Genomic DNA, 22,985 nt, shown 5'->3' with positions numbered 1-22,985 from the left:
GATATGGCTTTGAAAATCGGAATAAATGCCGCAAATTGGAGTTCAGAATTCTGATTTTTTGAATAATGAGGGCTGATGGACATTGTTTCCCTGCGCCTTTTCATTGCGGCAGCCGAGCGGTTGAACATCTCTGCAGCCGGGCGCAGCCTTGGCATGGCCCCGGCAGTGGCGAGCGGGCGCCTGGCAAAGCTGGAGCATGAGCTGGGTGCGGAATTGCTGCACAGAACCACCCGCAAGGTGTCGCTCAGCCAGGACGGTGAGGCCTTTCTGCCGTATGCGCGCGAGATTGTTGCCCAGTCCGAGGCAGGCCGCGCCGCGCTTGGTCTGAATTCGGCCGGCCCATCTGGGACGCTGCGCTTTGCCGCGCCCAGCAGTTTTGCCCAGCTGCACCTCATGCCGCTCCTGCCAGACTTTCACGCGAAGTATCCGCAGATCACGCTGGACCTGCGCCTGTCTGACACGCGCTTCGATCTGATCGAGGGCAGTTTCGACCTTGCCCTTCGCAGCGCGCCGCTGGAGGACAGCAGCCTTCGGGGCCGCAAACTGGCTGATGACAGGCGCATCTTGTGCGCGGCGCCGGACTATCTGAACCGCTGCGGAACCCCCGAGACCCCCGATGACCTGGCCGGCCACATGTTCCTTGCCTGGGCCGATCTGGCGCCGCGCAAGCTGGTTCATGCGGATGGCCGGCGCGCGGTGCTGGATCCCGCGCGCATGGATTGCCGAACGATCCTGGACGACGGCACATCCCAGCGGGTGGCGGCGGTGGCGGGTGCGGGCCTGTCGGTAAATTCCTTGTGGAACGTCGCGCACGAACTGTCGGCGGGCCGGCTGGTGCCGGTGCTTCCAGGCTGGCAGCTAGAAGCTGCATCGGTTCTGTGGCTGATTTATCCGCGCTCCAACGTGCTGACGCCGAAAGTCCGGTGCTTCATGGATTTTCTCCTGGAGCGCCTCTCGGGCCCGTTGGCCGCAGCTAACCGGCTCAGCTGACCCTTCGAAGCTTTGGGTGTGCGTGCGCAGCGGGCAACGCTCTTCAGGGGCGACCGCGGATTAGACTGTTGTTGCGGCCGCAGGAAGGCGGTAAGCAGGTGCCGGGCGCAGTCCATGTTGCGAGGCGAGATTGAAAGCTATTCCAGGTTGCCCGTTCCCTGGCTCCGCAAGGCTGGTCAGAAAACGGTCTCTCTCCTTCATGCTGCTTCAGGTGATCCGCGATCATCAGGATGCCCAAGAGATGTCTCTGGGAACATTTCTGGAGCAGCTGGGCGACAGGTCCTTCGGCTGGGCCATTCTGCTGGCATGCCTGGTCAACCTGCTGCCCTTGCCGCCCGGGGCCACACTTGTCACCGCCATCCCGCTTCTGATCTTCTGTACCCAGCTGGCCTTGGGGTTTTCCAGCGTGCGGCTGCCGCAGAGGCTTGCGCGGATCCGCATTTCAGGCGGCGCGATGCGCCGGATAGTTCTGCGCCTGCGCCCGATTTCCCGGCGGCTGGAGCGGATCGCCCGGCCGCGCCTTCCGGCTGTTTTTCAGCCGCGTCGGGAGCAGCTGATCGGGTGCCTTCTGCTGTTGGTCGCCCTGGCATTGTTCGTGCCGTTGCCGCTCAGCGGATGGTTTCCCGCCATTTCTCTGTTTGTGACGAGTATCGGGCTGGTCGAGCGTGACGGTGTGATTGTGCTGACAGGGGCCGTCGCCGGGATCTTTTCGATAGCGCTGACGGTGTTTGTGGCCACGTCGATCCTGATAGGCGCAAACAGTCTGCTGCACTGACCCTGCCGTGTTCCGGGATTGCTTCTGCCCCCGCTGCAATCCAGCGGCCTCAGGCTGCGTCCGGCATTGCACGGCGGCGCTTCAGCCGAGGGGATTGTTCGATCAAGTCAGGCGGCGCCAGCCCAAAACAGAAAAAGCGCCCTGGATGGAGCGCTTTGTGCTTTCTTTCCAACCTGTAAGGGGAGGTTGGCTCCGGCGGTAGGGATCGAACCTACGACCAATTGATTAACAGTCAACTGCTCTACCGCTGAGCTACGCCGGAACGGTTCGTGCCGTATAGCGCCCCCCGATTTAAGCGTCCAGAGGGCGGCGGAAATTTTTTGAAAAAAAATCAGCTGCCGCCCAGTTCGAAAACCGCAGAGGCCGACAGGCCGCCTTGCGGCGCCGCCAATCCGCGGCCTGTGAGGTCCACCAGATGCGCAAACACATTGCGCTCCGCGGCTCTTAGCAGTGCGGGTGGGGTGTCCGTGTAGATCAGTTCCGCCAGGGAGCGGGCGGTGGCGGGGGCCGAGGTCAAGGCCTTCAGAATGGCGGCTTCACGCGATTCCCTGTGGGCAATCAGCCAGTCAAGCCGTGCGTCCGGGTCGGAAATCGGCGCCCCGTGGCCGGGGTGAAAGACCCGCCAGCTGCGCTGGCGCAGGCGGCGGCAGGAGGCCATGAAGTCGGTGAGATCGCCATCCGGCGGCGACACCAGGGAACTGGCCCAGCCCATCACATGGTCGGCGGTAAAACAGGCATCCTTCCAGGCCAGCGCAATGTGGTTGCCAAGATGGCCCGGAGTGTGAATCACTTCCAGATCCCAACTGTCCCCGGCAATGGTTTCACCATCGGTGAGGGTGGTGTCCGGGGCGAACGCCAGGTCTATGCCTTCGCCGCCACCGGCCAGCCCATTCGCGGCCAGCCCGGCCATGACACTGCTGCGCCCCGCTTGCGGACCGCCGAAGGCATAGACCGGCGCGCCGGTGGCGTGGCTGAGGCCGCGGGCCAGCGGCGAATGATCCAGATGGCTGTGGGTCACGATGATATGGGTGATCTGCTGGCCAGGCTGCACCGCTGCAAGGATTGCCGCGAGATGCACGTCCGACTCCGGGCCCGGGTCGATCACCGCCAGCCCGCCGGTGCCCAGCAGGTAGGTGTTGGTGCCCCGGTAGGTCATCGGCGAAGGATTCGGGGCCAGAATGCGGCGCAAGCCCGGCTCCAGCTCCTCGGCGAGGCCGGGTTGCGGGTTGAATTCATCCGGTGCCTGCATGGTTCAGTCCCAAAGCTGTTTTCCTAGTGATTGCACCGCAGGCAATCTTTTCTCTTTCCCCGGCGCCCTATAGGCTTAGCCCATGTTCTTCAAATGGCTCAAACGATATATGCCGCGCAGCCTATACGCCAGGGCGGCCCTGATCCTGGTTGTGCCCATCGTGGCACTGCAGATCGTGATCTCAGTCGTGTTCATCAAACGCGATCTGGAGGATGTGACCGTTCAGATGACGGCAACTATCCAGCGGGAAATGGAGCTGCTGCGCCAGATCGCGGACGCCGCACCGGATCAGGAGGCAGCGCTGGCGCAGATTGCGCCGGTATTGCAGCCGTTGCAGATGCAGGCACGGTTTCTGCCGCCGGGTGCGCCGTTGCCGGAGGATGAGTTCAGCCTGATCGAGTTTTCCGGCCGTGTGGTGCGGGAGGAACTGGGGAAGACTTTCCCAAGTTTTCTGTCGGCACGGTTCCTGCCGAACCGCCTTGTTCAGGTCTACTTCGGCACTGCGCACGGGCTGGTGGAGCTGAGTTTCGACCGCCGCCGGGTGACTGCCGCAGCGCCGCATCAGCTGATTGTCACGATGATGCTGTTCGGTTTTCTGATGATGATGATTTCCTTCCTGTACATGCGCAATCAGCTGCGCCCCATCAAGCGCCTGGCGGATGCGGCTGAGGCATTCGGGCGGGGCAGGGCAGTGCCCTATTCCCCTGCCGGCGCAACCGAGGTGCGGGCGGCCGGCAGCGCCTTTCTGGATATGCGGGCCAGAATAGAGCGGCAGATCGAGCAGCGCACGCTGATGCTGTCGGGGGTGAGCCACGATCTGCGCACGCCGCTGACCCGGATGAAGTTGGAACTGGCGATGCTGGATGAGGAGGAGGCGGCGCCTATGCTGCGCGACGTCGACGAGATGCAGGCGCTGCTGGATGCGTTTCTGGATTTCTCCCGCGGTGCTGCGGTGAGCGAGCCTGAGCCGGTGGACCCGCATGAGCTGGTCCGCGATATCGTTAGCGGCTGGCAGCGCCAGGAGAATCTGGTGGCGGTCGGTGAAATGACCGGTGCGGGCGAGGTCATGCTGCGCCGCCACCCGATGCGCCGGGCGGTGGAGAACCTGATTTCAAACGCGGTGCGCTACGGAACCCAGGCGCGGGTTTCTGTCGCGGTGACTGACCGCTCGGTGCGGATCCGGGTGGAGGATGACGGGCCGGGCATTCCCGCAGAGCAGCGGGGCGATGCAGTCCGGCCCTTTACCCGTTTGGACCCGGCCCGCAATCAGGACCGGGGCTCTGGTGTGGGGCTGGGCCTGGCAATCGTTGCAGACACCGCCCGTGCGCATGGCGGCACCCTGCGGCTGGGGGAGAGCGCAGACCTGGGGGGGCTGAAGGCGGACATCGTCATCGCCCGCTGATTTGGCCGCGGGCAATTGCGGCGGCTCAGGCCGCCGAAGAGTGCGCCATTGCGCTAGGCGAATTCCTTGGTCAGAGTGTTGAAGCCGGTCTCGATTGCCGAAGCGGCCTTGGCCAGGTTCTCTCCGCCAGATGCGATGCTGGCAACAGTGGTGCCGACGCCCAGGCTTCCGACCCAGATCAGCCATTTCGCCCAAACCGGGTCCTTGTGACGCAGGGCATCGACCGCCTTTTCCGTGCTGTCGAGGAACTTCTCGGCCGGCTTGATGCTGACGTGATAGGCTTCGATGTCCTTGATCAGCTTTGCGGTGGCCTTGCGGGCCTCCTCCATCGCGGCATAGAGCCCATCCAGCTTCTTGCTTTTGTAGCCCCGGTCCTTGGCCATCTTGCCCAGCTTTTTGTCAATCTCCTTGTCGAGCTTCGACTGCTTGTCCAGGAGCTTGTTCAGCTCCTTGCCGAGGCCCGCGATCTCAACCTCGATGTTCTTCAGCTTGGCCTTGTAGGTCGCCAGATGCTTGTTGACCCGGTTGAAGCCTGCGGTTTCGATCATCAGGAAATCCGCCAGGAATTCCTTGCCGATCTCCTTGGCCTTCACCTTGGCCTTGGATTCCTTTTCATAGGCTGAGACCAGCTGCTTCAGCGCCTTTTCCAGCTCCCCGTGGACCTTGACGATGTCGGAGGTCACTTTTTGCACCGCGCGTGCGATCGAAACGACGCTTTGGGCGATGCCATATATGCTGGCGGCAATCGAGGCGCCGCCGGTAACCGCACCGGCCGCCAGCGAGGCGGTGCTGCCGATCACTGCTGCACTGCCCAGCACAATCGTGCTGACCACCTTGAACCGGTACTTGTTGCGGGCCTTGTTGCCCTGTTTCCATTTCGTAAGATGTTTGTTCGTGACCTGCTCGATCGACTTTTCGTATTTGGCAAAGATCTTCTTGATGTCGGCATCAAGCTCCTTCACCTCCTTGTCGCTCAGCGGCATGACCGAGCCCAGGTTGTTGGCAGCGTCGACCCGCAGGCAGCATTCGCTCAGCAGCATTTTGTATTCTTTCGTCGCGTCATCATAGAGCTTGGCGACAAAACGGGCATCGGTGTCCAGTTCCTTGGCGACGTCCTTGTCGACTTCGACTGTCGCGGCAAAGGTCATGTTGCCGAGCTTCACGAACTTCGGCTTGACCTTCTTGGTGACCTCGTTCTTGACGTCTGCCTTGATGATGGTGAGCTTTTCTGTCACCATGAAATCTCGTGCCTCTGAAACTGTTTTGCGGCGGGTCCGGCAGCTGAAAACGGAATGGAAATCGTCAAAAGAATTGTGTGGCTTGCCTGGATGCCACTTTATCCCACGGCAGGGTGAATGAAAGCAAAAGCTGCTGGCGGCATGAAGGATGCCTTAACGGGAATGGGACGGAGGAAGCGGTGCTTCCCGGCGTGCAGCGGTGCTGTCGCGGAACCATAGCCGAATTAGAGCAAGAGAATGGTAGGCCCGGCAGGATTCGAACCTGCAACCAAAGCGTTATGAGCGCTCTGCTCTAACCGTTGAGCTACAGGCCCGCCATGGGGTTGTGGTTAGGAAATGGGGCGGGCAAGGTCAAGCGGTGATTGCAGAAGCGGCGGGCGATTTCGCTGCCGGGGTCCGGTGCAGGGCTTCCAGACGGGCCACCGTGTGCTGGATGGTCAGATCCCGGCGCCGGTCCGGTGTCCGGCGGGAGGGGTAGACGGCAAACACGTCCTTCAGGGGCGCCTCATAGCCGGGCAGCACCTGTTCGTATTCGCCGCTGGCAAGCTGCGCCTCGACCATGAAGCGGGGTGCGCGGGTGTAGCCGGAGCCGCTGCTGACGGCGCGCATGATCAGGTCGGGGTCATCGGCGGTGAAACCCACCTGCACCGGCGCCGGATATTCCTGCCCGCCGCGGCGCAGGGGGAAGAAGCCGCGGGTCTGGTCCTCGTGATGCTGGATGAACTTCAGCCGCTTCAGTTCCTCCGGTGTTTGCGGGCGGGTTTCGCGGTCCAGGTAGTCCGGGGTTGCAAACAGCACGGTTTCCAGGGTGGAGATCTTGCGGCCAAAGCCGTCGGTGTCGCCCAGCTGCCCGGTGCGGATCGCTAAGTCGTAGCCTTCGCGCACTACATCGACCAGCCGGTCCTCCAGCCGCATCACGATGTTCAGATCCGGGTGCTCGCGGTTCAGGTCCAGCAGCATCGGCCCGATCACGCTGCGACCCAGAAAGGAGTTCACGCTGATGCGGAAGGTGCCGGAGACGCTGCCCTCCAGCGCGTCCACTTCTGCTGTCATGCGGTTGTATCCGGACAGCAGCGTTTGCGCGTGGCTGTAGACCAGATCGCCCGCGCGGGTGGCATGGATGCCCTTGGCGGTGCGGTGCAGCAACTGCTGGCCCATCAGCGCCTCCAGCTGCTTGATCTGCTGGCTGACCGCAGATTGGGTGATGCCGCGGCGCTGGGCGGCGCGGTTCAGGCTGCCTTCGTCGAGGGCGATGGTGAATGTCTCCAGCAGCGTCAGCTTATCCATGTCCAGCCTATAAGGGTTGCTAATAACTGTTATCGGTGCTGCCGGGCTGCAAGCCGCAGAAACGCGCGGTTAAGTCCGTTGCACAGGAGTATTTCCTGAAACAGATATTGGAGTTTCTTATGACAATCAATCGCAGGGCATTTCTGGGCGGGCTGGCAGCGGCCCCGGCGGCGGCGCTGGCCACCGGGTTTGCAGGCAGCAGTTGGGCTTGGGCCGCCGAAGGCGCAGCGGCGGCTACCGCGGTCATCCACTCCTTCACCCTTGGGGATGCCAGGGTCACGGTGCTGCTGGACGGGCACCTGCCGCTGGGCGCCCAGCTGTTCAACACCTATGACGCTGCCAAGGCGGAAACCGTACTGGCGCAGGGCTTGCACCGTATGCAGGACGATGCGCTGCAGATCCCGGTCAATGGCTACCTGATAGAGCGCGGCGGGAAAAAGCTGCTGATCGACACCGGCACCGCCCAGCTGATGGGGCCGGGCCTGGGAGCGCTGGGCGCCGGGCTGGCGGCGGCTGGGGTTGCGCCTGGGAGCATTGATACCGTGCTTTTGACCCATATCCACCCGGACCATTCCGGCGGGCTGATCACGCCGGACGGAGCCGCGGCCTTTGCCAATGCAGAGCTGGTGGTGGCGCAGCGGGAATGGGACTTCTGGCATGACGATGCCATAATGGCCGGCGTGCCTGAGGGGAGCCGCGGCTTCTTTGACATGGCCCGCCGCTCTGTCGCGCCCTATTCGGACCGGCTGCAGCTGCTGCAGGGGGAAGGCGAGGCCGCACCCGGTTTCACCGCGCTGGAGCTGCCGGGCCACACACCGGGCCACACCGGGTTTATGCTGGATGCGGGCAGCGAGGGGCTTCTGTTCTGGGGCGACCTGATCCACAGCGCCGCCTTGCAGTTTGCGCTGCCGGACTGGACCATCGCCTTTGACACCGACCCTGGCCTGACCGCCCAGACCCGGCGGCGGACGCTGGACCGGGCGGCGGCGGACAATCTGCTGGTCACCGGCGCGCATCTGGACTTTCCGGCGCTGGGCCGGGTGCTGCCGCAGGGGGAGGCTTTTGCCTATCAGGCGGCGCCCTGGCAGTTCGGCCTCTGAGCCGGTAAAACCCCGCGCCGCGCCCCTTAATCGGGGTGCGGTGCAATCGCTTGTTTCCTTCCGTTCCGCCTTGCGCTAAAGGCTGCCGCAACGTGTTGGAAGGAGCCATGTGATGACCAGCGGCAAGAACGGCCTGACCTATGCAGATGCAGGTGTGGACATTGATGCGGGCAACGCCCTGGTTGACCGGATCAAGCCGGCCGCCAAGCGCACCAACCGCCCCGGCGTGGCCAGCGGGCTGGGAGGTTTCGGCGCGCTGTTCGATCTGAAAGCTGCCGGCTACAACGATCCGATCCTGGTCGGCGCCACTGACGGCGTCGGCACCAAGCTGCGGATCGCCATTGACACCGGCGTTGTGGATGGCGTCGGCATTGATCTGGTGGCCATGTGCGTGAACGACTTGGTTTGCCAGGGCGCCGAGCCGCTGTTCTTCCTCGACTATTTTGCCACCGGCAAGCTGGAAACCGACGTCGCGGCCCGCATCATCGAAGGCATCGCCGAGGGCTGCGTGCGCTCCGGCTGCGCGCTGATCGGCGGTGAGACCGCGGAAATGCCGGGCATGTACCCCGAAGGCGACTTTGACCTGGCTGGTTTTGCCGTGGGGGCGATGGAACGCGGCACTGCGCTGCCCGACGGTGTTCAGGAAGGCGACGTGCTGCTGGGGCTGGCGTCCGACGGCGTGCACTCCAACGGCTACTCGCTGGTGCGCAAGCTGGTTGAGGTCTCCGGTCTCGGCTGGGAGGCTGACTGCCCGTTCGGCGAAGGCTCGCTGGGTGCGGCGCTGCTGACCCCGACCCGCCTTTACGTCAAACAGTGCCTGGCGGCGGTGCGGGCAGGGGGCGTTCATGCGCTGGCCCATATCACCGGCGGCGGCCTGACCGAGAACCTGCCGCGGGTCCTGCCCGAGGACCTGGGCGCCGATATCGACCTGAACGCCTGGGACCTGCCGCCCGTGTTTAAATGGATGGCGGAAACCGGCGGCATTGCCGAGGCAGAGATGCTAAAGACCTTCAATTGCGGCATCGGCATGATCCTGTCCGTCTCTGCAGACCGCGCTGATGAGCTGGTGAAGGTTCTGGAGGGCGAAGGCGAGACCGTGGCCCGTCTGGGCGCCGTCACCGCAGGTGCCGGCATGCGCTATTCGGGCAAGCTGCTGTGAGCCACAAGAAGGTCGCGATCCTGATTTCCGGCGGCGGCTCCAACATGGTGTCGCTGCTGGATAGCATGACCGGCGATCACCCGGCGCGTCCCTGCCTGGTCCTGTCCAACAACGCCGAAGCAGGCGGTCTGGCCAAGGCTGCCGCGGCTGGTGTTGCAACCGCCGTGGTCGACCACCGCCCATTCATGGGCGACCGGGAAGCCTTTGAGACCGAACTTGTGAAACCCATTTTTGAGGCGGGTGCAGATATCGTCTGCCTGGCCGGGTTCATGCGGGTCCTGACCGCCGGGTTTGTCTCTCAGTTTGAAGGGCGGATGCTGAACATCCACCCCTCCTTGCTGCCGAAGTACAAGGGGCTGCACACCCACGCCCGCGCGCTGGAAGCAGGCGACAGCGAGCATGGCTGCACCGTGCATGAGGTGACGCCGCTTCTGGATGACGGCCCCATCCTCGGCCAGGCACGGGTGCCTGTGCTGGCGGATGATACGCCGGACACACTGGCAGCGCGGGTGCTGGTGCAGGAGCACAAACTGTACCCGGCCGTGCTGCGCCGCTTTGCTGCGGGCGACAAGACACCGGTGCAACTGCCCTAGCGTGTCGCCTGCACGGCGGCACTGTTGCCATGCCAGTCCTGCGGCTCTGCGCCCGGCGCTGGTGCCAGCAAGGCCGGCAATCCAACCAGCACCAGAAGCGCACCAGCGGCCAGCAGCGGAATCAGCCCGCCCAGCGGCGCGAACCCGGCGGACTTTGCGGGGGTGAGATCGAGTGTGGTCATCATTCATTCTCCTCTAGGTGATACCCCGCCAATCTAGGCGCGGCTCTAACATCATGAAAATGAATGTTTGATGCAAATCACATCACAGGGCGTGAAGTCGTGCGGCGGCCGTGCACCTGCCGGCGCGGCAGGAAGGGGGAAATCTCCGGCGGCTGCGGCACCTGTTTGCATTGGCCGGGACAAGCGCGTATCACGGCCCGGCCCATATAAGATTGAAAAGCCGTAATTGATGAAGACTCTGACCACCACCGAAGATCTGCAGGCCTTTTGCGAAACCGCTGCACAGCACCCGTATGTTACGGTGGATACCGAGTTTCTGCGTGAACGGACCTACTACTCCAAACTGTGCCTGATTCAGCTAGCCTTTTCCGGGGACGGGGAAAACGACGCGGTTCTGGTGGATCCGCTGGCCGATGGTATATCGCTGGAGCCGCTTTATGCGCTGTTCCGCAACGAAAGCGTGGTCAAGGTGTTCCACGCCGCGCGCCAGGACCTGGAGATCTTCTGGGTGGATGCAAATGTGTTCCCCAAGCCGCTGTTTGATACCCAGGTTGCGGCAATGGTTTGCGGATTTGGCGAACAGGCGGGTTATGAGACGCTGGTGCGCAAGATCGTCAAGCAGGGGCTGGACAAGACCTCGCGCTTTACCGACTGGTCGCGCCGTCCCCTGAGCGAGGCTCAAAAGACATATGCGTTGGCCGATGTGACCCACCTGCGCAAGATTTATGAGTTTCTGGCAGCGGAGCTGACCAAGAGCGGCCGCGCCCATTGGGTGGCCGAGGAACTGCAGGTGCTGACCGATCCCGCGACCTATGACATCCGTCCCGAAGACGCCTGGAAACGGATCAAGACGCGCACCAACTCCGGCAAGTTCTTGGCTGTTGTGCGCGAGCTGGCGGCCTTCCGCGAGACCTATGCCCAGTCCAACAACGTGCCGCGCAACCGGGTGTTCAAGGATGACGCGCTGGTGGAGCTGGCCTCGACCAAACCGCGCACAGGGGGCGAACTGGGCGGCTCGCGGCTGCTGCTGCGCGAGGCGCGCAAGGGGGCGATTGCCGAAGGCATCCTTGAGGCCGTGGCCAAGGGTGTTGCCTGTCCGGCTGAAAAACATCCCAAGATGGACCGCAGCAAGGAGAAGCTGCAGGTTAACCCGGCGCTGGCCGACCTGCTGCGGGTGCTCTTGAAGGCGAAGACCGAAGCCGAGGGCGTTGCCGCCAAGCTGATCGCGCCGAGCGCGGATCTGGACGCGATCGCCGCGGGCATGCGTGACGTGCCTGCGCTGAGCGGCTGGCGGCGCGAGGTGTTCGGGGCTGACGCGCTGCGCTTGTGCGAAGGAAAGATAGGACTTGCTGCGAAAGGGCAGGACGTGAGGGTTGTGGAGCTGTAAGCGCAGCCACCTGCCGCCTGATCACCGGAGGTGCACTGGAAAGTAAAAACGCCCGCGGCCGCGGGCGTTTTTCTTTGTCTGCGCGGCAGCGGTTCAGCGGCGGCTTTCGCGGGCGTTTTCGGCGCCATTCACACGAACGACACGGATCTCCTGCAGATCCTGGTTCGACAGAGTTCGGGCGGCGTGCAGGGTGCGGCTGAACTCGCTGCCGGTGATCGTGGGTTCGTCCGGATAGACGATCCGGAAATCATAGGCCAGAACGCCCTCTTCGCTTTGCTCGGCGCGGCGCAGTTCAACCTTGAAGGCGCCCTGCCGTGCGGCAATGCCGGTGGCGTGGATGATAGCGCCTGACGTTGTGCGTTCGATTTGCAGGCCGGACACCTGGCTGATCAGCACGCTTTTGTCTTTGGGCGGCTTCTTGGCAAAGATGCCGCGGGCATTGCTTTCCTGGGGCATGAGCGGATTGCCATTCTCCGTTGCGGCTGCCTCCACCGGTGCGGAACTGCCGAACCAGTTGGTCGGGTTCAGCCGTGAATCCCGCCAGCCGCAAGCTGAAAGCACCAGCGCGCAGGCCAATGTAAGAGCCAATGGTTTGTGCATCTGTCCCCGCCCATTCAAAATGTCTTTGCAACGGATTACCTGATTGGCCGCAGCTTGAAAAGCGGTTGAAAAGGGGCGGGCAGGGGCTTAGGTGCTGAACTGCACCGGAAGCGGGTTTTGAGGATTGACGGACGATGGCCACTGCCGCCTTTGAAGAGATTGTGGAAGACTTCGAGTTCATGGAGGACTGGGAGGACCGCTACCGTCATGTGATCGACCTGGGCAAGGCGATGGAGCCGCTGGACGACGCGCTGAAGGTGCCTGCCACCAAAGTCGATGGCTGCGCCAGCCAGGTGTGGCTGCATGCCACCATTGAGGGCGGCGCATTCCGCTTTGACGGAGACAGCGACGCGATGATCGTGCGCGGCCTGATTGCGGTGCTGCGCCGCCTTTACAACGGGCTGGCGGTCAAGGAAGTGCCCGCAGTGGACGCAAAGGCGGAACTGGCGCGGCTGGAACTTAATGAGCATCTGTCTTCGCAGCGGTCCAATGGGTTGCGCGCGATGATCGAGCGGATCCGCGAAACCGCGATGGCGCAGGCCTGACAAATCACGGGTGAGGGGGGCTCGTCGTCGTTGGGCTCGAACCAAAGGCGCCGCAATGACGCCCCCCGGAGTATTTTCACATAGAAGAAGCGGTTAGCGCGCCCAGGCGGAAATGGCGGTTTCCAGATCGCCATAGCCGGTATGGCGATGCTCAAACGCCAGCCCCATGCGGTCGGCACATTCGCGCGCCTTTTCCACCAGTTTGGGATCGCTGATCTGCGACTGGTAAACCAGCTTGGTGTAGTTGCCGAAAACCATGTCCCTCAGCTCCGGGTTCTTGTCGAGGCCCATCGGCCGCCAGACGAAGGCGTCGAACTGTTTGACCAGGAAATCGGTCAGGTAAAAGGCGGTGATTTCGCCTTCCTCAGCGTGGCGGGCAAAGGTTTCGTTGCCCTCGAAGAAGGAATAGCAGTGCGGTCCCGCGACCATCTCCACGCCGAGGTCCGCGCATTTGCGCTCGAGTGCGCCGCCGGTGCCGCAGTCGGCATAGACCACATAAATTTTGTCGTAGACCGCTGAATGCTTGGCCACGGCGCCCTCGACGGCGTCGACGATCTGCTCCGGATAGAGGTGCAGTTTGGCGGGCAGGCAGGTGAGGTCGATGTGATCCAGCCCGTTCGCGTCCTTGATGGCAAGGATTTCGCGCGCCAGCGCGCCGCAGGCGATCAGCAGGATGCGGCCGGTCTTTTTCTCGGGCGCGGCCAGGCCCTGTTCGGTGAGGGAGCTTTCCTCAAGCGTCCGCCCTGTCGGGGGACGGAAGGCAGCCCGCTCTGTCAAGCGGGCTGCGCGTCCTTTGCGTGCCAAATCAGGCGCTCATCGAGTTGTGCTTGCGCGCAACGAAGTCCTTGGCCATTTCCACGGCCACGGCTGCGTCACGGCAATAACCGTCGGCGCCGATTGCCTTGCCGAACTCTTCGTTCAGCGGCGCGCCGCCAACCAGCACGATGTAGTCGTCGCGCAGGCCCTGCTCGACCATGGTGTCGATAACCACCTTCATGTAAGGCATGGTGGTGGTCAGCAGAGCGGACATGCCGAGGATGTCGGGCTTGTGCTCTTCCATGGCTTCCAGGTAGTTCTCGACCGGGTTGTTGATGCCGATGTCGACAACTTCGAAACCTGCGCCTTCCATCATCATGGAAACCAGGTTCTTGCCGATGTCGTGGATGTCGCCCTTGACGGTGCCGATCACCATGGAGCCGACGCGCGGGGCGCCGGTCTCGGCCAGCAGCGGCTTCAGGATGGCCATGCCGCCCTTCATCGCGTTTGCCGCCAGCAGCACTTCCGGAACGAACAGGATGCCGTCGCGGAAGTCGGCGCCAACAACGGTCATGCCGCCGACCAGCGCCTTGGTCAGGATGTCGTAGGGAGTCCACTTGCGCTCCAGAAGGATGTTCACGCCTTCTTCGATTTCCTCTTTGAGACCATCATAGAGGTCGTCAAACATCTGCTGAACAAGTTCCTCGTCATCGAGTTCCGAGAGGATGATGTCTTCTTCGTCCGACATGCGCCTAATCCTTGCTGACGGGGGAATCCCCGGTGTTGGCCTATTTCAGAGGCTTTTGTGACAGAATGCCGCCCGCGGACTGCATTATTTGCGACATTGCCGCTGTTCTAACCGACGTATAGAGACAATTCTGGCGCAAGAATAATGAAGATTCCGCATGGAAATCTTCGAATTCGCCCATTTGTTCTTTATTTGTTCTCTCTGGGCGGTTATTTTGCGCCCATGCCGACGGAAATTACGCCACATCCAATGCGCCGCAAAACGCGCGCTAGCCTCAGCAATGCGGCAGGCCGTTTCGACATGGCGCGGGAGGCCGTGGACGACGGCTGGTTCCAGGAGGTTCCGCCAGCGGTGATTCCCACCGAGGTGCGCCAGGAAACGGCGCGCTCGCTGATCACCTACAACCGCTCGCCCGATCTGCCGTTTGACCGCTCGATCAACCCTTACCGCGGCTGCGAGCATGGCTGCATCTACTGTTTTGCGCGGCCGACCCATGCCTATCTGGGGCTGTCGCCGGGAATGGATTTCGAAACCCGGCTGATTGCGCGTCCCAATGCCGCCGAGGTGCTGCGCAGGGAGCTGTCGGCACCGCGCTACCGGGTGGCCGCGATTGCGCTTGGCACCAATACTGATCCTTACCAGCCCTGCGAACGGGATATGCGCATTACCCGCGCCTGCCTGGAAGAGCTGCGCGGTTTCAACCACCCGGTGGCAATTGTGACCAAGGGGGCGATGGTGGAGCGGGATCTGGATATTCTGGCACCGATGGCGGCCAAGGGCCTGGTCAGGGTTGGAATTTCGCTAACAACGCTGGACCCGGATCTGTCCCGCCGGATGGAACCGCGGGCGCCGCTGCCGGCGCGGCGTCTGGCCGCCATCCGGCGGCTGACCGCGGCTGGGGTTCCGGTGCGGGTGATGACCTCGCCGGTGGTTCCGGGTCTGACCGATCATGAGCTGGAGGCGCTGCTGGCCGCCGGGGCGGAGGCGGGCGCGGATGCGGCCAGCTGGATTATGCTTCGCCTGCCGCGCGAGGTGTCGGAGCTGTGGCAGGAATGGCTGGCTCAGCATGAGCCGGACCGCGCCGCCAAGGTAATGGCGAGGCTTCGGGAAATGCACGGCGGGCGCGACTATGATCCGCGCTGGGGCCACCGGATGCGGGGCGAGGGGCGTTATGCCGAGATGATTGCCCAGCGGTTCAAGGCGGCCTGCAAGCGCCTGGGGCTGCAGCAGCGGACAGCGGCACTGCGCTGCGATCTGTTTGCCCGACCGCCGCAGCCTGGCGACCAGCTGGCTCTGTTTTGACCGGTTCTTGAACAGCCGGGGCGGCAGTTTTGTGATATGGTGGACATCTCCATGACTGAAAGGAGGGTGTCCAATGACTACTGTTGCTATGAAGGCGCGTGTCACCGGGCATGTGCAGGGCGTGGCTTTCCGCACCTGGGCGCGGGCGGAGGCGCTGCGCCATGGGCTGACAGGCTGGGTCCGCAATGAACCTGATGGCTCCGTTCGGGCCCTGCTTATGGGGCCGTCTGACAGCGTCGCAGACATGGTGCGCAGAATGGGCCGCGGCCCTGGTGCGGCATCGGTCAAGGACGTGCTGACCGAAAGGACCGACCCGGAACCGGGTGTCAGCGGGTTTCAGATCGTCGGCTGAAGCAGCCGGAACGCGGTGGCGGCTGGCCCCGTGCCGAACGGCAGAATGAAAGCGGCGCCGCAATAGATGTGCGGCGCCGTACTGGTCCTCGTATCAGGCTGCAAAATGGACGGCAGCGCGTTTCAGGCGCGGCGGCGGCCGCGGCGGCCGCGCCGCTCACTGCCAGCCCCGGCATCTTCGCCGGTGCCGTCGCTGTCAGAGGTGAAGGGCCCCAGAACCTCGACGATTTTCTCCAGCGCGGGTGCCTCGCCGCGCGGGCGGCTGTCCAGCGCATCGCGCATGGAGCGCAGGTGCGCAGGCATGGTGCCGCAGCAGCCTCCGATGATCTTGGCGCCGGCATCACGGGCCATCACCGCATATTCCCCCATCAGTTCAGGGGTGCCGTCGTAATGGATGTGGCCGTCGACATATTTCGGGATGCCGGCATTGCCCTTGGAGATGATCGGGCGTTCGGTGCCTTGCGCGGTAAAGCCCAGAACGGTGCGCAGGATGTCGGAGGCGCCGGTGCCGCAATTGGCGCCGAAGGCCAGCGGCGTGTTCTCAAACTCTTCGACCAGCTGGGCCAGATCTGACGAGGTCACGCCCATCATGGTGCGGCCCGCGGTGTCAAAGCTCATGGTGCCGCACCAGGGCATATCTGCCAGCTTGAAGGCTTCGGCGGCAGCGCGGAACTCCTCCGGTGCCGAAATGGTTTCCAGCCACAGTACATCAGCGCCGCCTTCCTTCAGGGCGTCGGCCTGTTCGTGGAACATCTCAACTGCCAGGGAATGGGACATCTCGCCAACCGGTTCGAAGATTTCCCCGGTCGGGCCGACGGAGCCGGCAACAGCGATCTTGCGTTCTGCCTTGTCTGCAACTTCGCGGCCCAGCTCGGCGGCGATGCGGTTCAGCTCACGCACGCGGCCCTGCGCATCGTGCAGTTTCAGGCGCGCGGCGGTGCCGCCAAAGCTGTTGGTCAGGAACAGGTCGCTGCCGGCATCAACAGACCCCTGATACAGTGCCAGAATTTTCTTGGGCTCGTCTACGTTCCACAGCTCCGGTGCGTCGCCGGACTGAAGGCCCATGGCGAACAGGTTGGTGCCGGTCGCGCCATCCGCCAGCAGCACGTCTTTGGTGTCCAGCAGCTGTTTGAATGTGTTTGTCATCGGTCGTGTCCCGTGTCAGCAGGCCGCCCCGGTGGGCCGGGCGGCAAATAGGTCTGTTTCCCCTGTCTCACGCCGGACGAGCAAGGGCAATTTCATTTTCTTCATCTTCATTATGAGACTGCGGACCTGCTGCCGCAAAACCGGCGGCAGGCGCATGAATGCGCCAATGCACAGGGCCAGGTGCCGTTCTGTCTGTCCGGCAGTTTGGCCGCTCAGAAGCCGGAAAAGGCATCAAGGCACCGGCGGGGGCGTCTCCTGCTTGAACACGGGCCTTCGGGCCTGCTGGTCCGTGGTTGCCAGTGGCAGGCCAATCAGCTGGATTCGCTGAGGATCTGGGCCTTTGCGTCGATCAGCAGCTCTGCGCGCTTGGCGCGGATCTGCTCTTCCGTTGCCTTGCCTTTCAGGTCGCCTTCCAGTTTTCGCACCACGTCTTCGTGGCCGGCTTCCTCCACGTCTGCTGCGACCACCGCCTGGGCATAAGATGCGGCAGAACTGCCTGTCATGCCCAGCAGATCCGCGGCCCACATGCCCAGCAGCTTGTTGCAGCGCGCCTGCGCATTGAACTGCATCTCCTCATCATGCGCGAATTTCGCTTCAAAGGCTTGTTCGCGCTCGTCAAATGTTGTCATGTCGCGTCCTCATTAAACCTATTGTACCCCTTGTATGATAGGAGCATGATACTGGCTCAGGGCAAGAAAAAACTGTGCCTGGAAAAGCCTTTGAACACTGCTGCAAACGGGGCGGGCGGGCGTGCCCGGAGCTGCGGGCGCGGACAGATGGGGTTGCGGCCTGGGATGCCGTTCGCCCGGGCGCTGCAGCAAGCTTGCGGCTGAGGCCCCCTTGCACTATGAGAGCGGCACATCGCAGGGCCGGATTCCCGGCATTGACCCGAAAGGTTCCCAATGGCGCGTCGCAAGAAGATTTATGAAGGCAAGGCCAAGACTTTGTACGAGGGCCCCGAGCCCGGCACCATCGTCCAGTATTTCAAGGACGACGCCACCGCCTTCAACGCCGAAAAACACGACGTGATTGAGGGCAAGGGTGTCCTGAACAACATCCTGAGCGAATTCTTCATGCTGGGCCTGGCGCAGATCGGCGTGCCGACCCATTTCCTGAAGCGCCTGAACATGCGCGAGCAGCTGGTGCGCAGCTGCGAGATCATTCCGCTGGAAGTGATCGTGCGCAACTACGCGGCCGGCTCGATCTCCAAGCGCCTGGGCATCGACGAGGGCACCCAGCTGCCGCGCCCGGTGGTCGAATACTGCTACAAGGACGATGCCCTGGGCGATCCGCTGGTCACCGAAGAGCACATCGCTGCCTTCGGCTGGGCCAGCCAGCAGGACATGGATGATATCCTGAGCCTGGCGCTGCGTGTGAACGACTTCCTGTCCGGCGTGTTCCTGGCAGTCGGCATCCGCCTGGTCGACTTCAAGATCGAGATCGGCCGCATCTACGAGGGCGACTTCCAGCGCCTGGTGGTCGCCGATGAGATCAGCCCCGACAGCTGCCGCCTGTGGGACATCAAGACCGGCCAGAAGCTGGACAAGGACGTGTTCCGCCGTGACCTGGGCAGCCTGACGGACGCCTATTCTGAGGTCGCACGCCGCCTGGGCGTGATGCCGAACAATCCGCCTGCGCCGGGCAAGCCGACGCTGGTGAACTGAAATGGGGACCCGCTGCGCCTGCCGCGCCGCGGGTCTTTGAGTATTTTTGGAAAGATGAAGCCCGGGAGGGCTTCGCCATCGAAAATCTGAGGGATGATGCGATGAAGGCACGGGTGCATGTGATGCTGAAGAACGGGGTTCTGGATCCGCAGGGGGAGGCCGTGCGCCACGCGCTCGGCGCTCTGGGCTTTGACAAGGTTGAAGGCGTGCGTCAGGGCAAGGTGATTGATCTGGACCTGGCCGAAGGCGCAACCGAGGCGGATGTGACCGCGATGTGCGAGAAGCTGCTGGCCAACACCGTGATCGAATCCTACAGCATCGAGATGGCCTGATGAAGGCGGCGGTTGTTGTATTCCCGGGTTCGAACTGCGACCGCGACTTGGCGGTGGCGTTCGAACAGGCCGGTTTCGACGTGTCGATGGTCTGGCACAAGGACAGCGCGCTGCCCGAAGGCGTGGACATTGTTGGCGTGCCGGGCGGTTTCTCTTATGGCGATTACCTGCGCTGCGGCGCCATCGCGGCCCAGTCGCCGATCTGTAAGGCGGTGATCGATCACGCAGACCGCGGCGGCTATGCCATCGGCGTTTGCAACGGGTTCCAGATCCTGACCGAAACCGGCGTGCTGCCGGGCGCTCTGCTGCGCAATGCGGGGCTCAAGTACATCTGCCGCACCGTGAACCTGAAAGTCGCGACCTCCGAGAGCGTCTTTACCCAAGGTTACAATGCAGGTGACGTGATCGGCGTGCCGATTGCCCACCACGACGGCAACTACTTTGCCGATGCAGAGACCATCAAGGCGCTGCACGATCAGGACCGGGTGGCCTTCACATACGAGGAAAACCCCAACGGTTCGGTGGCTGACATTGCGGGCATCCTGTCCGAAAACCGCCGTGTTCTCGGTATGATGCCGCATCCGGAACGGGCTGCGGACGAGGGTCATGGCGGCACCGATGGTGCGGCAGTGTTCCGCGCACTGGCCGGGATGGTCACCGCTGCGTGACTTGAGGATGCGGGGCGGCAGCCATAGTGTGTCAATATGACCGCCCCGCGCACCGATCTTAATAAGTCCGAGCCAAAGGCGCGTTCCCGCACGATTTCATGGCGGGCGCGGCTGGCGCTTGTGCTGTTCATGGTGGTGGCGGCGGTCACGGTCTGGACTACCAACCGGGCGCTGACCCACCGTTTCACCGAAAGCACCCGCAACCGGGCAGAGCTGCGCCTCGCGCTTTATTCGGGCAACCTGCTGAGCGAGTTGCGCCAGCATGCCATCGTGCCGCAGCTGCTGGCCCGCGACCAGACGCTGATCTCAGCGCTGCAGTCCAGCGACTTCTCCCTCTCCACCCAGCGGCTGATTTCCTTTGTCGATGAAATCGGCGCCGCCTCGATCATGCTTCTGGCGCAGGACGGCCGCACGGTGGCGGCAACCGACCGCAATCGGCTGGGGGAAAACCACCGCAACGCGGCCTATTTTGTCGACGCGGTGCGGGCAAAGTCGACGGTGTTCTCGATCATCCCGCGGGAGGTGGGCGGCTACCGCTTCACCTATTCCCGGCGGGTGATCGACGCGACCGGAGTGCTGGGGGCCATCGTTGTCGAGGTCGACCTGCAGAAATTCGAACGGGCCTGGGCCGGGATCTCGGACGCGGTTCTGGTGACCGACAGCACCGGCAACATCATTCTTGCCACCGAAGCGCGCTGGCGCGGGTTGAAAGAGGGCGATGCGCTGACGCTGCAGACGCCCGAAGGGGCCATCCAGCGGGCGATCCGTGCCACCACGGACTGGACGGCGCTGCCGCCGGATGCCTACCTGCAGGGCGAAGCCGTGATGCGGCTGGAAACGCGGGTGCCGTTCCAGGGATGGCGGATGGCCACATTCACCACCTACTCCTCCGTCCGAGAGCGGGTCAATGCGGTGCTGGCGCTGGAGATCATGGGATTCGCAATCCTTCTGGCGCTGGCGTTCTACTTTCTGAGCAGGAAAACCGCGTTGCGGATGGCGCTGTTCCAGCGCGAGTCGGCAGAGCTTCGCGTATTGAACGCTCGCCTCCAGCGGGAAATTGCCGAGCGTGAACGCATGCAAAAGACCCTCGCCGTGGCCGAGCAGAGCCTGGCGCAGAGCTCCAAGCTGGCCGCCCTGGGCGAGATGTCTGCCGCCGTCAGTCACGAGCTGAACCAGCCGCTGGCGGCGATGAAAACCTATCTGGCCGGCGCCCGGCTGCTGCTGAACCGGAACCGTCCGGACGAGGCGCTGGCCTCCTTCGGGCGCATCGACGATCTGATCGAGCGGATGGGCGCGATCACCCGCCAGCTGAAATCCTACGCGCGCAAGGGCGGCGATGCGTTCAGCCCTGTAAACTTGGGCGATGCGCTGGCTTCCAGCCTGTCGATGATGGAGCCGCAGCTGCGTCAGCGGCATGTGAAAATAACCCGCATCCTGCCGGAAGAACCTGTTATGGTGATGGGGGACCGGATGCGGCTGGAGCAGGTGATGGTCAACCTCTTGCGCAACGCGCTGGACGCCACCAAATCCGTGGCGGATCCTGAGGTTGAAATCCTGCTGGCGGCGGGCGAGACGGCGACCCTGTCGGTTCGCGACAATGGGATGGGTATCAAGGACTTCGACAACCTGTTTGAGCCTTTTTACACCACCAAGCAGCCCGGTGACGGTGTTGGATTGGGTCTTGCCATCTCCTCGGGGATCGTCAACGACCTTGGGGGACGGCTGACTGCCCGCAACGGCCAGAACGGCGGGGCGGTCTTTGAGATGCAATTGCCGGTCCTGGTGGACGGCATCGAAGCTGCCGAATAGGCAGCCCGGAGTGATTAGGAGAGAACGCGCATGGCCCAGGCTATGAAAATCGCGATCGTGGACGACGAACAGGATATGCGGCAGTCGATCAGCCAGTGGCTGGCGCTGTCGGGCTACGACACGGAGACCTTTTCCAGCGCAGAAGAGGCGCTGAAGGTTCTGGGGCCGGATTACCCGGGCATCGTGATCTCTGACATCAAGATGCCGGGCATGGACGGCATGCAGTTTCTGAAGAAGCTGATGGGCAGCGATTCCGCGCTGCCGGTGATCATGATCACCGGCCACGGCGATGTGCCGATGGCGGTTGAGGCGATGCGCGTCGGCGCCTTCGACTTCCTGGAAAAACCCTTCAACCCGGACCGGATGTCGGAGCTGGCCAAGCGCGCCACCGGCGCGCGCCGCCTGACACTCGACAACCGCGCGCTGCGCCGCGAGCTGTCGGACGGTTCGCAGATCATGAAGAAACTGATCGGCCAGAGCCCGGTGATGGAGCGCTTGCGCGAGGATATCCTGGACCTGGGCCAGGCCGACGGCCATGTGCTGATCGACGGCGAGACCGGCACCGGCAAGACGTTGGTCGCCCATGCTCTGCACGCGGTTGGCAGCCGTGCGGGCAAGAAATTCGTGCTGATTTCCTGCGCCGCGCTGGAGGAGGAGGTGCTGTCCAAGCGCCTGTTCGGCCCGATGCTGCCGGAAGACAGCATGCTGCCGGCCATCGAGGAGGCCCGCGGCGGCACGCTGGTGCTGGAGGACATTGACGCGCTGTCGGAAACCCTGCAGGCCAAGCTGCTGAGCGTGATCAACGAGCAGGGCACCCCTGCGGAAACCCGGATCATCGCCATTTCCAACCTGCAGGAAGCAGGCAAGACCTGCGAGGATGCTTTGCGCCCGGATCTGTTCTACCGCCTGGCGGCGCTGCGCATCACCGTGCCGCCGCTGCGCCAGCGCGGCGAGGACATCCTGACCCTGTTCACCCGCCTCAGCGAGCAGTTCTCGGAGGAGTACGGTTGCGATGCACCGCAGGTCAGCGCCCAAGAAGCCGCGCAGCTGCTGCAGGCGCCCTGGCCGGGCAATGTGCGCCAGTTGATCAACATCGCCGAACGCGCCGTGCTGCAATCGCGCCGCGGCTCCGGCACCATTGCCTCGCTCCTGATGTCCGATCACGAGGAAATGCAGCCTGTCATGACCACCGAAGGCAAGCCGCTGAAGGAATATGTGGAAGCCTTTGAGCGGATGCTGATCGACAACACCATGCGCCGGCACAAGGGCTCGATCGCCAGCGTCATGGATGAGCTGTGCCTGCCGCGCCGGACTCTGAACGAGAAAATGGCGAAATACGGGTTGCAACGGTCGGATTACCTGGCCTGAGCCTGCACCAGCCGTTTCCTTGTGCGAAAAACGGCCCGGAAAGTACGTGTTTTCACAGCCGGAATATTATGTGGATACAGGCTTCGATCCAAAAAGTTACCTGAAATTAACGGCCTGCCTGCTATCGGCAGGCCGTTTGCATTTTCAGGCCGCGTGGTGACGAATGTCCATTGTCATTACCTATCCACAGGCCTTATGCTGGCGCAACGGGCCGGAAACCGGCATTTGGTTTCTCCCGTTCTGATGAGTTTCGCTGGCTTCGGCTTTTGTCCGGCATGATCCGAGAAAGCCGCAGCCAGACCGATTGGCCCTCTTGAACCAAGAGGGCAGTTTA

At 63.1% G+C, this 22,985-nt stretch carries 24 protein-coding genes and 2 tRNA genes; 15 read left to right on the top strand and 11 right to left on the bottom strand.

Features of this window, described 5'->3' with window-relative positions; all coding sequences use genetic code 11:
- Nucleotides 1-75 precede the first annotated feature (75 nt).
- Together LHL23_RS01915 and LHL23_RS01910 are read left to right on the top strand one after the other, a co-directional pair.
- Nucleotides 76-990: a LysR family transcriptional regulator gene (locus LHL23_RS01915; RefSeq protein WP_226428593.1), complete on the top strand. Its 915-nt coding sequence runs from the start codon at nucleotides 76-78 to the stop codon at nucleotides 988-990.
- A gap of 199 nt (nucleotides 991-1,189) precedes the next feature.
- A complete protein-coding gene (locus LHL23_RS01910; RefSeq protein ID WP_226428592.1) occupies nucleotides 1,190-1,765 on the top strand; it encodes an exopolysaccharide biosynthesis protein in 576 nt (191 codons plus the stop codon).
- A 187-nt stretch (nucleotides 1,766-1,952) separates the two neighbouring features.
- On the opposite strand, the gene LHL23_RS01905 is transcribed toward LHL23_RS01910, so the two are convergent.
- Both LHL23_RS01905 and LHL23_RS01900 read right to left on the bottom strand, forming a co-directional pair.
- Nucleotides 1,953-2,027, bottom strand: a tRNA-Asn gene (locus tag LHL23_RS01905).
- 69 nt (nucleotides 2,028-2,096) lie between these two features.
- On the bottom strand, nucleotides 2,097-3,014 hold the full coding sequence (locus LHL23_RS01900) for an MBL fold metallo-hydrolase (RefSeq protein ID WP_226428591.1): 918 nt from the start codon (nucleotides 3,012-3,014) through the stop codon (nucleotides 2,097-2,099).
- An 82-nt stretch (nucleotides 3,015-3,096) separates the two neighbouring features.
- Between LHL23_RS01900 and LHL23_RS01895 the strand changes: the two genes are divergently transcribed.
- Nucleotides 3,097-4,416, top strand: coding sequence for an ATP-binding protein (locus LHL23_RS01895; RefSeq protein WP_222475388.1), 1,320 nt, complete (start codon nucleotides 3,097-3,099; stop codon nucleotides 4,414-4,416).
- Nucleotides 4,417-4,469: 53 nt separating this feature from the next.
- On the opposite strand, the gene LHL23_RS01890 is transcribed toward LHL23_RS01895, so the two are convergent.
- The 3 genes from LHL23_RS01890 to LHL23_RS01880 form a co-directional block, all read right to left on the bottom strand.
- Nucleotides 4,470-5,654 carry a hypothetical protein gene (locus tag LHL23_RS01890; RefSeq protein WP_226428590.1) on the bottom strand — a complete coding sequence of 395 codons (1,185 nt, stop codon included), beginning with the start codon at nucleotides 5,652-5,654 and terminating at the stop codon, nucleotides 4,470-4,472.
- 238 nt (nucleotides 5,655-5,892) lie between these two features.
- A tRNA-Ile gene (locus tag LHL23_RS01885) sits at nucleotides 5,893-5,968 on the bottom strand.
- A gap of 37 nt (nucleotides 5,969-6,005) precedes the next feature.
- Entirely contained in the window at nucleotides 6,006-6,941 is a 936-nt protein-coding gene (locus tag LHL23_RS01880; RefSeq protein WP_174146315.1) for a LysR family transcriptional regulator, read from the bottom strand.
- A gap of 119 nt (nucleotides 6,942-7,060) precedes the next feature.
- On the opposite strand from LHL23_RS01880, the gene LHL23_RS01875 reads away from it, so the two are divergent.
- The 3 genes from LHL23_RS01875 (at nucleotide 7,061) to purN (ending at nucleotide 9,793) form a co-directional block, all read left to right on the top strand.
- Nucleotides 7,061-8,041, top strand: a complete 981-nt coding sequence (locus LHL23_RS01875) for an MBL fold metallo-hydrolase (RefSeq protein ID WP_226428589.1) — start codon at nucleotides 7,061-7,063, stop codon at nucleotides 8,039-8,041.
- Nucleotides 8,042-8,153: 112 nt separating this feature from the next.
- Nucleotides 8,154-9,200 carry a phosphoribosylformylglycinamidine cyclo-ligase gene (gene purM / locus LHL23_RS01870; RefSeq protein ID WP_222475394.1) on the top strand — a complete coding sequence of 349 codons (1,047 nt, stop codon included), beginning with the start codon at nucleotides 8,154-8,156 and terminating at the stop codon, nucleotides 9,198-9,200.
- Nucleotides 9,197-9,793, top strand: a complete 597-nt coding sequence (gene purN, locus LHL23_RS01865) for a phosphoribosylglycinamide formyltransferase (RefSeq protein WP_226428588.1) — start codon at nucleotides 9,197-9,199, stop codon at nucleotides 9,791-9,793. Before purM ends, purN begins: the two co-directional genes overlap by 4 nt.
- On the opposite strand, the gene LHL23_RS01860 is transcribed toward purN, so the two are convergent.
- Complete coding sequence (locus LHL23_RS01860) at nucleotides 9,790-9,975, bottom strand: hypothetical protein (RefSeq protein ID WP_226428587.1); 186 nt, start codon at nucleotides 9,973-9,975, stop codon at nucleotides 9,790-9,792. The two genes, purN and LHL23_RS01860, sit on opposite strands and share 4 nt — an antisense overlap.
- 229 nt (nucleotides 9,976-10,204) lie before the next feature.
- Here LHL23_RS01860 and rnd point away from each other — a divergent pair, with 229 nt between their 5' ends.
- Nucleotides 10,205-11,362, top strand: coding sequence for a ribonuclease D (rnd, locus tag LHL23_RS01855; RefSeq protein WP_222475398.1), 1,158 nt, complete (start codon nucleotides 10,205-10,207; stop codon nucleotides 11,360-11,362).
- Nucleotides 11,363-11,455: 93 nt separating this feature from the next.
- Here rnd and LHL23_RS01850 read toward each other — a convergent pair whose 3' ends face one another.
- A complete protein-coding gene (locus LHL23_RS01850; RefSeq protein WP_226428586.1) occupies nucleotides 11,456-11,962 on the bottom strand; it encodes a hypothetical protein in 507 nt (168 codons plus the stop codon).
- A gap of 134 nt (nucleotides 11,963-12,096) precedes the next feature.
- On the opposite strand from LHL23_RS01850, the gene LHL23_RS01845 reads away from it, so the two are divergent.
- On the top strand, nucleotides 12,097-12,507 hold the full coding sequence (locus tag LHL23_RS01845) for a SufE family protein (RefSeq protein WP_226428585.1): 411 nt from the start codon (nucleotides 12,097-12,099) through the stop codon (nucleotides 12,505-12,507).
- A gap of 93 nt (nucleotides 12,508-12,600) precedes the next feature.
- On the opposite strand, the gene LHL23_RS01840 is transcribed toward LHL23_RS01845, so the two are convergent.
- Nucleotides 12,601-13,311, bottom strand: a complete 711-nt coding sequence (locus LHL23_RS01840) for a DUF1638 domain-containing protein (protein ID WP_226428584.1) — start codon at nucleotides 13,309-13,311, stop codon at nucleotides 12,601-12,603.
- A gap of 1 nt (nucleotide 13,312) precedes the next feature.
- Nucleotides 13,313-14,011 (bottom strand): corrinoid protein, encoded by a 699-nt coding sequence (locus LHL23_RS01835; protein ID WP_222475402.1) that lies wholly within the window; start codon nucleotides 14,009-14,011, stop codon nucleotides 13,313-13,315.
- Nucleotides 14,012-14,260: 249 nt separating this feature from the next.
- Between LHL23_RS01835 and LHL23_RS01830 the strand changes: the two genes are divergently transcribed.
- Nucleotides 14,261-15,313 carry a PA0069 family radical SAM protein gene (locus LHL23_RS01830; RefSeq protein ID WP_226428583.1) on the top strand — a complete coding sequence of 351 codons (1,053 nt, stop codon included), beginning with the start codon at nucleotides 14,261-14,263 and terminating at the stop codon, nucleotides 15,311-15,313.
- Nucleotides 15,314-15,386: 73 nt separating this feature from the next.
- A complete protein-coding gene (locus LHL23_RS01825) occupies nucleotides 15,387-15,665 on the top strand; it encodes an acylphosphatase (protein ID WP_222475405.1) in 279 nt (92 codons plus the stop codon).
- A 122-nt stretch (nucleotides 15,666-15,787) separates the two neighbouring features.
- On the opposite strand, the gene bmt is transcribed toward LHL23_RS01825, so the two are convergent.
- Nucleotides 15,788-16,810, bottom strand: a complete 1,023-nt coding sequence (gene bmt, locus LHL23_RS01820) for a betaine--homocysteine S-methyltransferase (RefSeq protein WP_226428582.1) — start codon at nucleotides 16,808-16,810, stop codon at nucleotides 15,788-15,790.
- A 311-nt stretch (nucleotides 16,811-17,121) separates the two neighbouring features.
- Entirely contained in the window at nucleotides 17,122-17,439 is a 318-nt protein-coding gene (locus tag LHL23_RS01815; RefSeq protein WP_222475409.1) for a DUF1476 domain-containing protein, read from the bottom strand.
- 273 nt (nucleotides 17,440-17,712) lie between these two features.
- Between LHL23_RS01815 and purC the strand changes: the two genes are divergently transcribed.
- The 5 genes from purC to LHL23_RS01790 all read left to right on the top strand — a co-directional run bounded on the left by purC (nucleotide 17,713) and on the right by LHL23_RS01790 (nucleotide 22,651).
- Nucleotides 17,713-18,474 carry a phosphoribosylaminoimidazolesuccinocarboxamide synthase gene (purC, locus tag LHL23_RS01810; protein WP_222475411.1) on the top strand — a complete coding sequence of 254 codons (762 nt, stop codon included), beginning with the start codon at nucleotides 17,713-17,715 and terminating at the stop codon, nucleotides 18,472-18,474.
- 101 nt (nucleotides 18,475-18,575) lie between these two features.
- Nucleotides 18,576-18,806, top strand: coding sequence for a phosphoribosylformylglycinamidine synthase subunit PurS (gene purS, locus LHL23_RS01805; RefSeq protein ID WP_019297460.1), 231 nt, complete (start codon nucleotides 18,576-18,578; stop codon nucleotides 18,804-18,806).
- Nucleotides 18,806-19,474 carry a phosphoribosylformylglycinamidine synthase subunit PurQ gene (gene purQ / locus LHL23_RS01800; protein ID WP_226428581.1) on the top strand — a complete coding sequence of 223 codons (669 nt, stop codon included), beginning with the start codon at nucleotides 18,806-18,808 and terminating at the stop codon, nucleotides 19,472-19,474. Before purS ends, purQ begins: the two co-directional genes overlap by 1 nt.
- Nucleotides 19,475-19,510: 36 nt before the next feature.
- Entirely contained in the window at nucleotides 19,511-21,283 is a 1,773-nt protein-coding gene (locus LHL23_RS01795) for an ATP-binding protein (protein WP_226428580.1), read from the top strand.
- Between the two features lie 30 nt (nucleotides 21,284-21,313).
- Complete coding sequence (locus LHL23_RS01790; protein WP_222475416.1) at nucleotides 21,314-22,651, top strand: sigma-54-dependent transcriptional regulator; 1,338 nt, start codon at nucleotides 21,314-21,316, stop codon at nucleotides 22,649-22,651.
- Nucleotides 22,652-22,985: the final 334 nt, after the last annotated feature.

Origin of the sequence: Leisingera sp. McT4-56 (assembly GCF_020514995.1) — a bacterium.
Lineage (GTDB): Bacteria > Pseudomonadota > Alphaproteobacteria > Rhodobacterales > Rhodobacteraceae > Leisingera > Leisingera aquaemixtae_A.
The sequence above is the reverse complement of the archived record's forward strand: the minus strand, read 5'-3'. Positions and strand labels throughout refer to the sequence as shown.

What these genes read in the sequence shown, in the direction of transcription:
- LHL23_RS01790 (WP_222475416.1), top strand. Translation starts at nt 21,314, where the DNA reads ATGGCCCAGGCTATGAAAATCGCGATCGTGGACGACGAACAGGATATG.
- LHL23_RS01910 (WP_226428592.1), top strand. Translation starts at nt 1,190, where the DNA reads ATGCTGCTTCAGGTGATCCGCGATCATCAGGATGCCCAAGAGATGTCT.
- LHL23_RS01880 (WP_174146315.1), bottom strand. Translation starts at nt 6,941, where the DNA reads ATGGATAAGCTGACGCTGCTGGAGACATTCACCATCGCCCTCGACGAA.
- LHL23_RS01830 (WP_226428583.1), top strand. Translation starts at nt 14,261, where the DNA reads ATGCGCCGCAAAACGCGCGCTAGCCTCAGCAATGCGGCAGGCCGTTTC.
- LHL23_RS01915 (WP_226428593.1), top strand. Translation starts at nt 76, where the DNA reads ATGGACATTGTTTCCCTGCGCCTTTTCATTGCGGCAGCCGAGCGGTTG.
- LHL23_RS01845 (WP_226428585.1), top strand. Translation starts at nt 12,097, where the DNA reads ATGGCCACTGCCGCCTTTGAAGAGATTGTGGAAGACTTCGAGTTCATG.
- LHL23_RS01850 (WP_226428586.1), bottom strand. Translation starts at nt 11,962, where the DNA reads ATGCACAAACCATTGGCTCTTACATTGGCCTGCGCGCTGGTGCTTTCA.
- purQ (WP_226428581.1), top strand. Translation starts at nt 18,806, where the DNA reads ATGAAGGCGGCGGTTGTTGTATTCCCGGGTTCGAACTGCGACCGCGAC.
- bmt (WP_226428582.1), bottom strand. Translation starts at nt 16,810, where the DNA reads ATGACAAACACATTCAAACAGCTGCTGGACACCAAAGACGTGCTGCTG.
- LHL23_RS01860 (WP_226428587.1), bottom strand. Translation starts at nt 9,975, where the DNA reads ATGACCACACTCGATCTCACCCCCGCAAAGTCCGCCGGGTTCGCGCCG.
- LHL23_RS01895 (WP_222475388.1), top strand. Translation starts at nt 3,097, where the DNA reads ATGTTCTTCAAATGGCTCAAACGATATATGCCGCGCAGCCTATACGCC.
- LHL23_RS01875 (WP_226428589.1), top strand. Translation starts at nt 7,061, where the DNA reads ATGACAATCAATCGCAGGGCATTTCTGGGCGGGCTGGCAGCGGCCCCG.
- LHL23_RS01900 (WP_226428591.1), bottom strand. Translation starts at nt 3,014, where the DNA reads ATGCAGGCACCGGATGAATTCAACCCGCAACCCGGCCTCGCCGAGGAG.
- purS (WP_019297460.1), top strand. Translation starts at nt 18,576, where the DNA reads ATGAAGGCACGGGTGCATGTGATGCTGAAGAACGGGGTTCTGGATCCG.
- purC (WP_222475411.1), top strand. Translation starts at nt 17,713, where the DNA reads ATGGCGCGTCGCAAGAAGATTTATGAAGGCAAGGCCAAGACTTTGTAC.
- LHL23_RS01835 (WP_222475402.1), bottom strand. Translation starts at nt 14,011, where the DNA reads ATGTCGGACGAAGAAGACATCATCCTCTCGGAACTCGATGACGAGGAA.
- LHL23_RS01815 (WP_222475409.1), bottom strand. Translation starts at nt 17,439, where the DNA reads ATGACAACATTTGACGAGCGCGAACAAGCCTTTGAAGCGAAATTCGCG.
- rnd (WP_222475398.1), top strand. Translation starts at nt 10,205, where the DNA reads ATGAAGACTCTGACCACCACCGAAGATCTGCAGGCCTTTTGCGAAACC.
- purM (WP_222475394.1), top strand. Translation starts at nt 8,154, where the DNA reads ATGACCAGCGGCAAGAACGGCCTGACCTATGCAGATGCAGGTGTGGAC.
- LHL23_RS01890 (WP_226428590.1), bottom strand. Translation starts at nt 5,654, where the DNA reads ATGGTGACAGAAAAGCTCACCATCATCAAGGCAGACGTCAAGAACGAG.
- LHL23_RS01825 (WP_222475405.1), top strand. Translation starts at nt 15,387, where the DNA reads ATGACTACTGTTGCTATGAAGGCGCGTGTCACCGGGCATGTGCAGGGC.
- LHL23_RS01795 (WP_226428580.1), top strand. Translation starts at nt 19,511, where the DNA reads ATGACCGCCCCGCGCACCGATCTTAATAAGTCCGAGCCAAAGGCGCGT.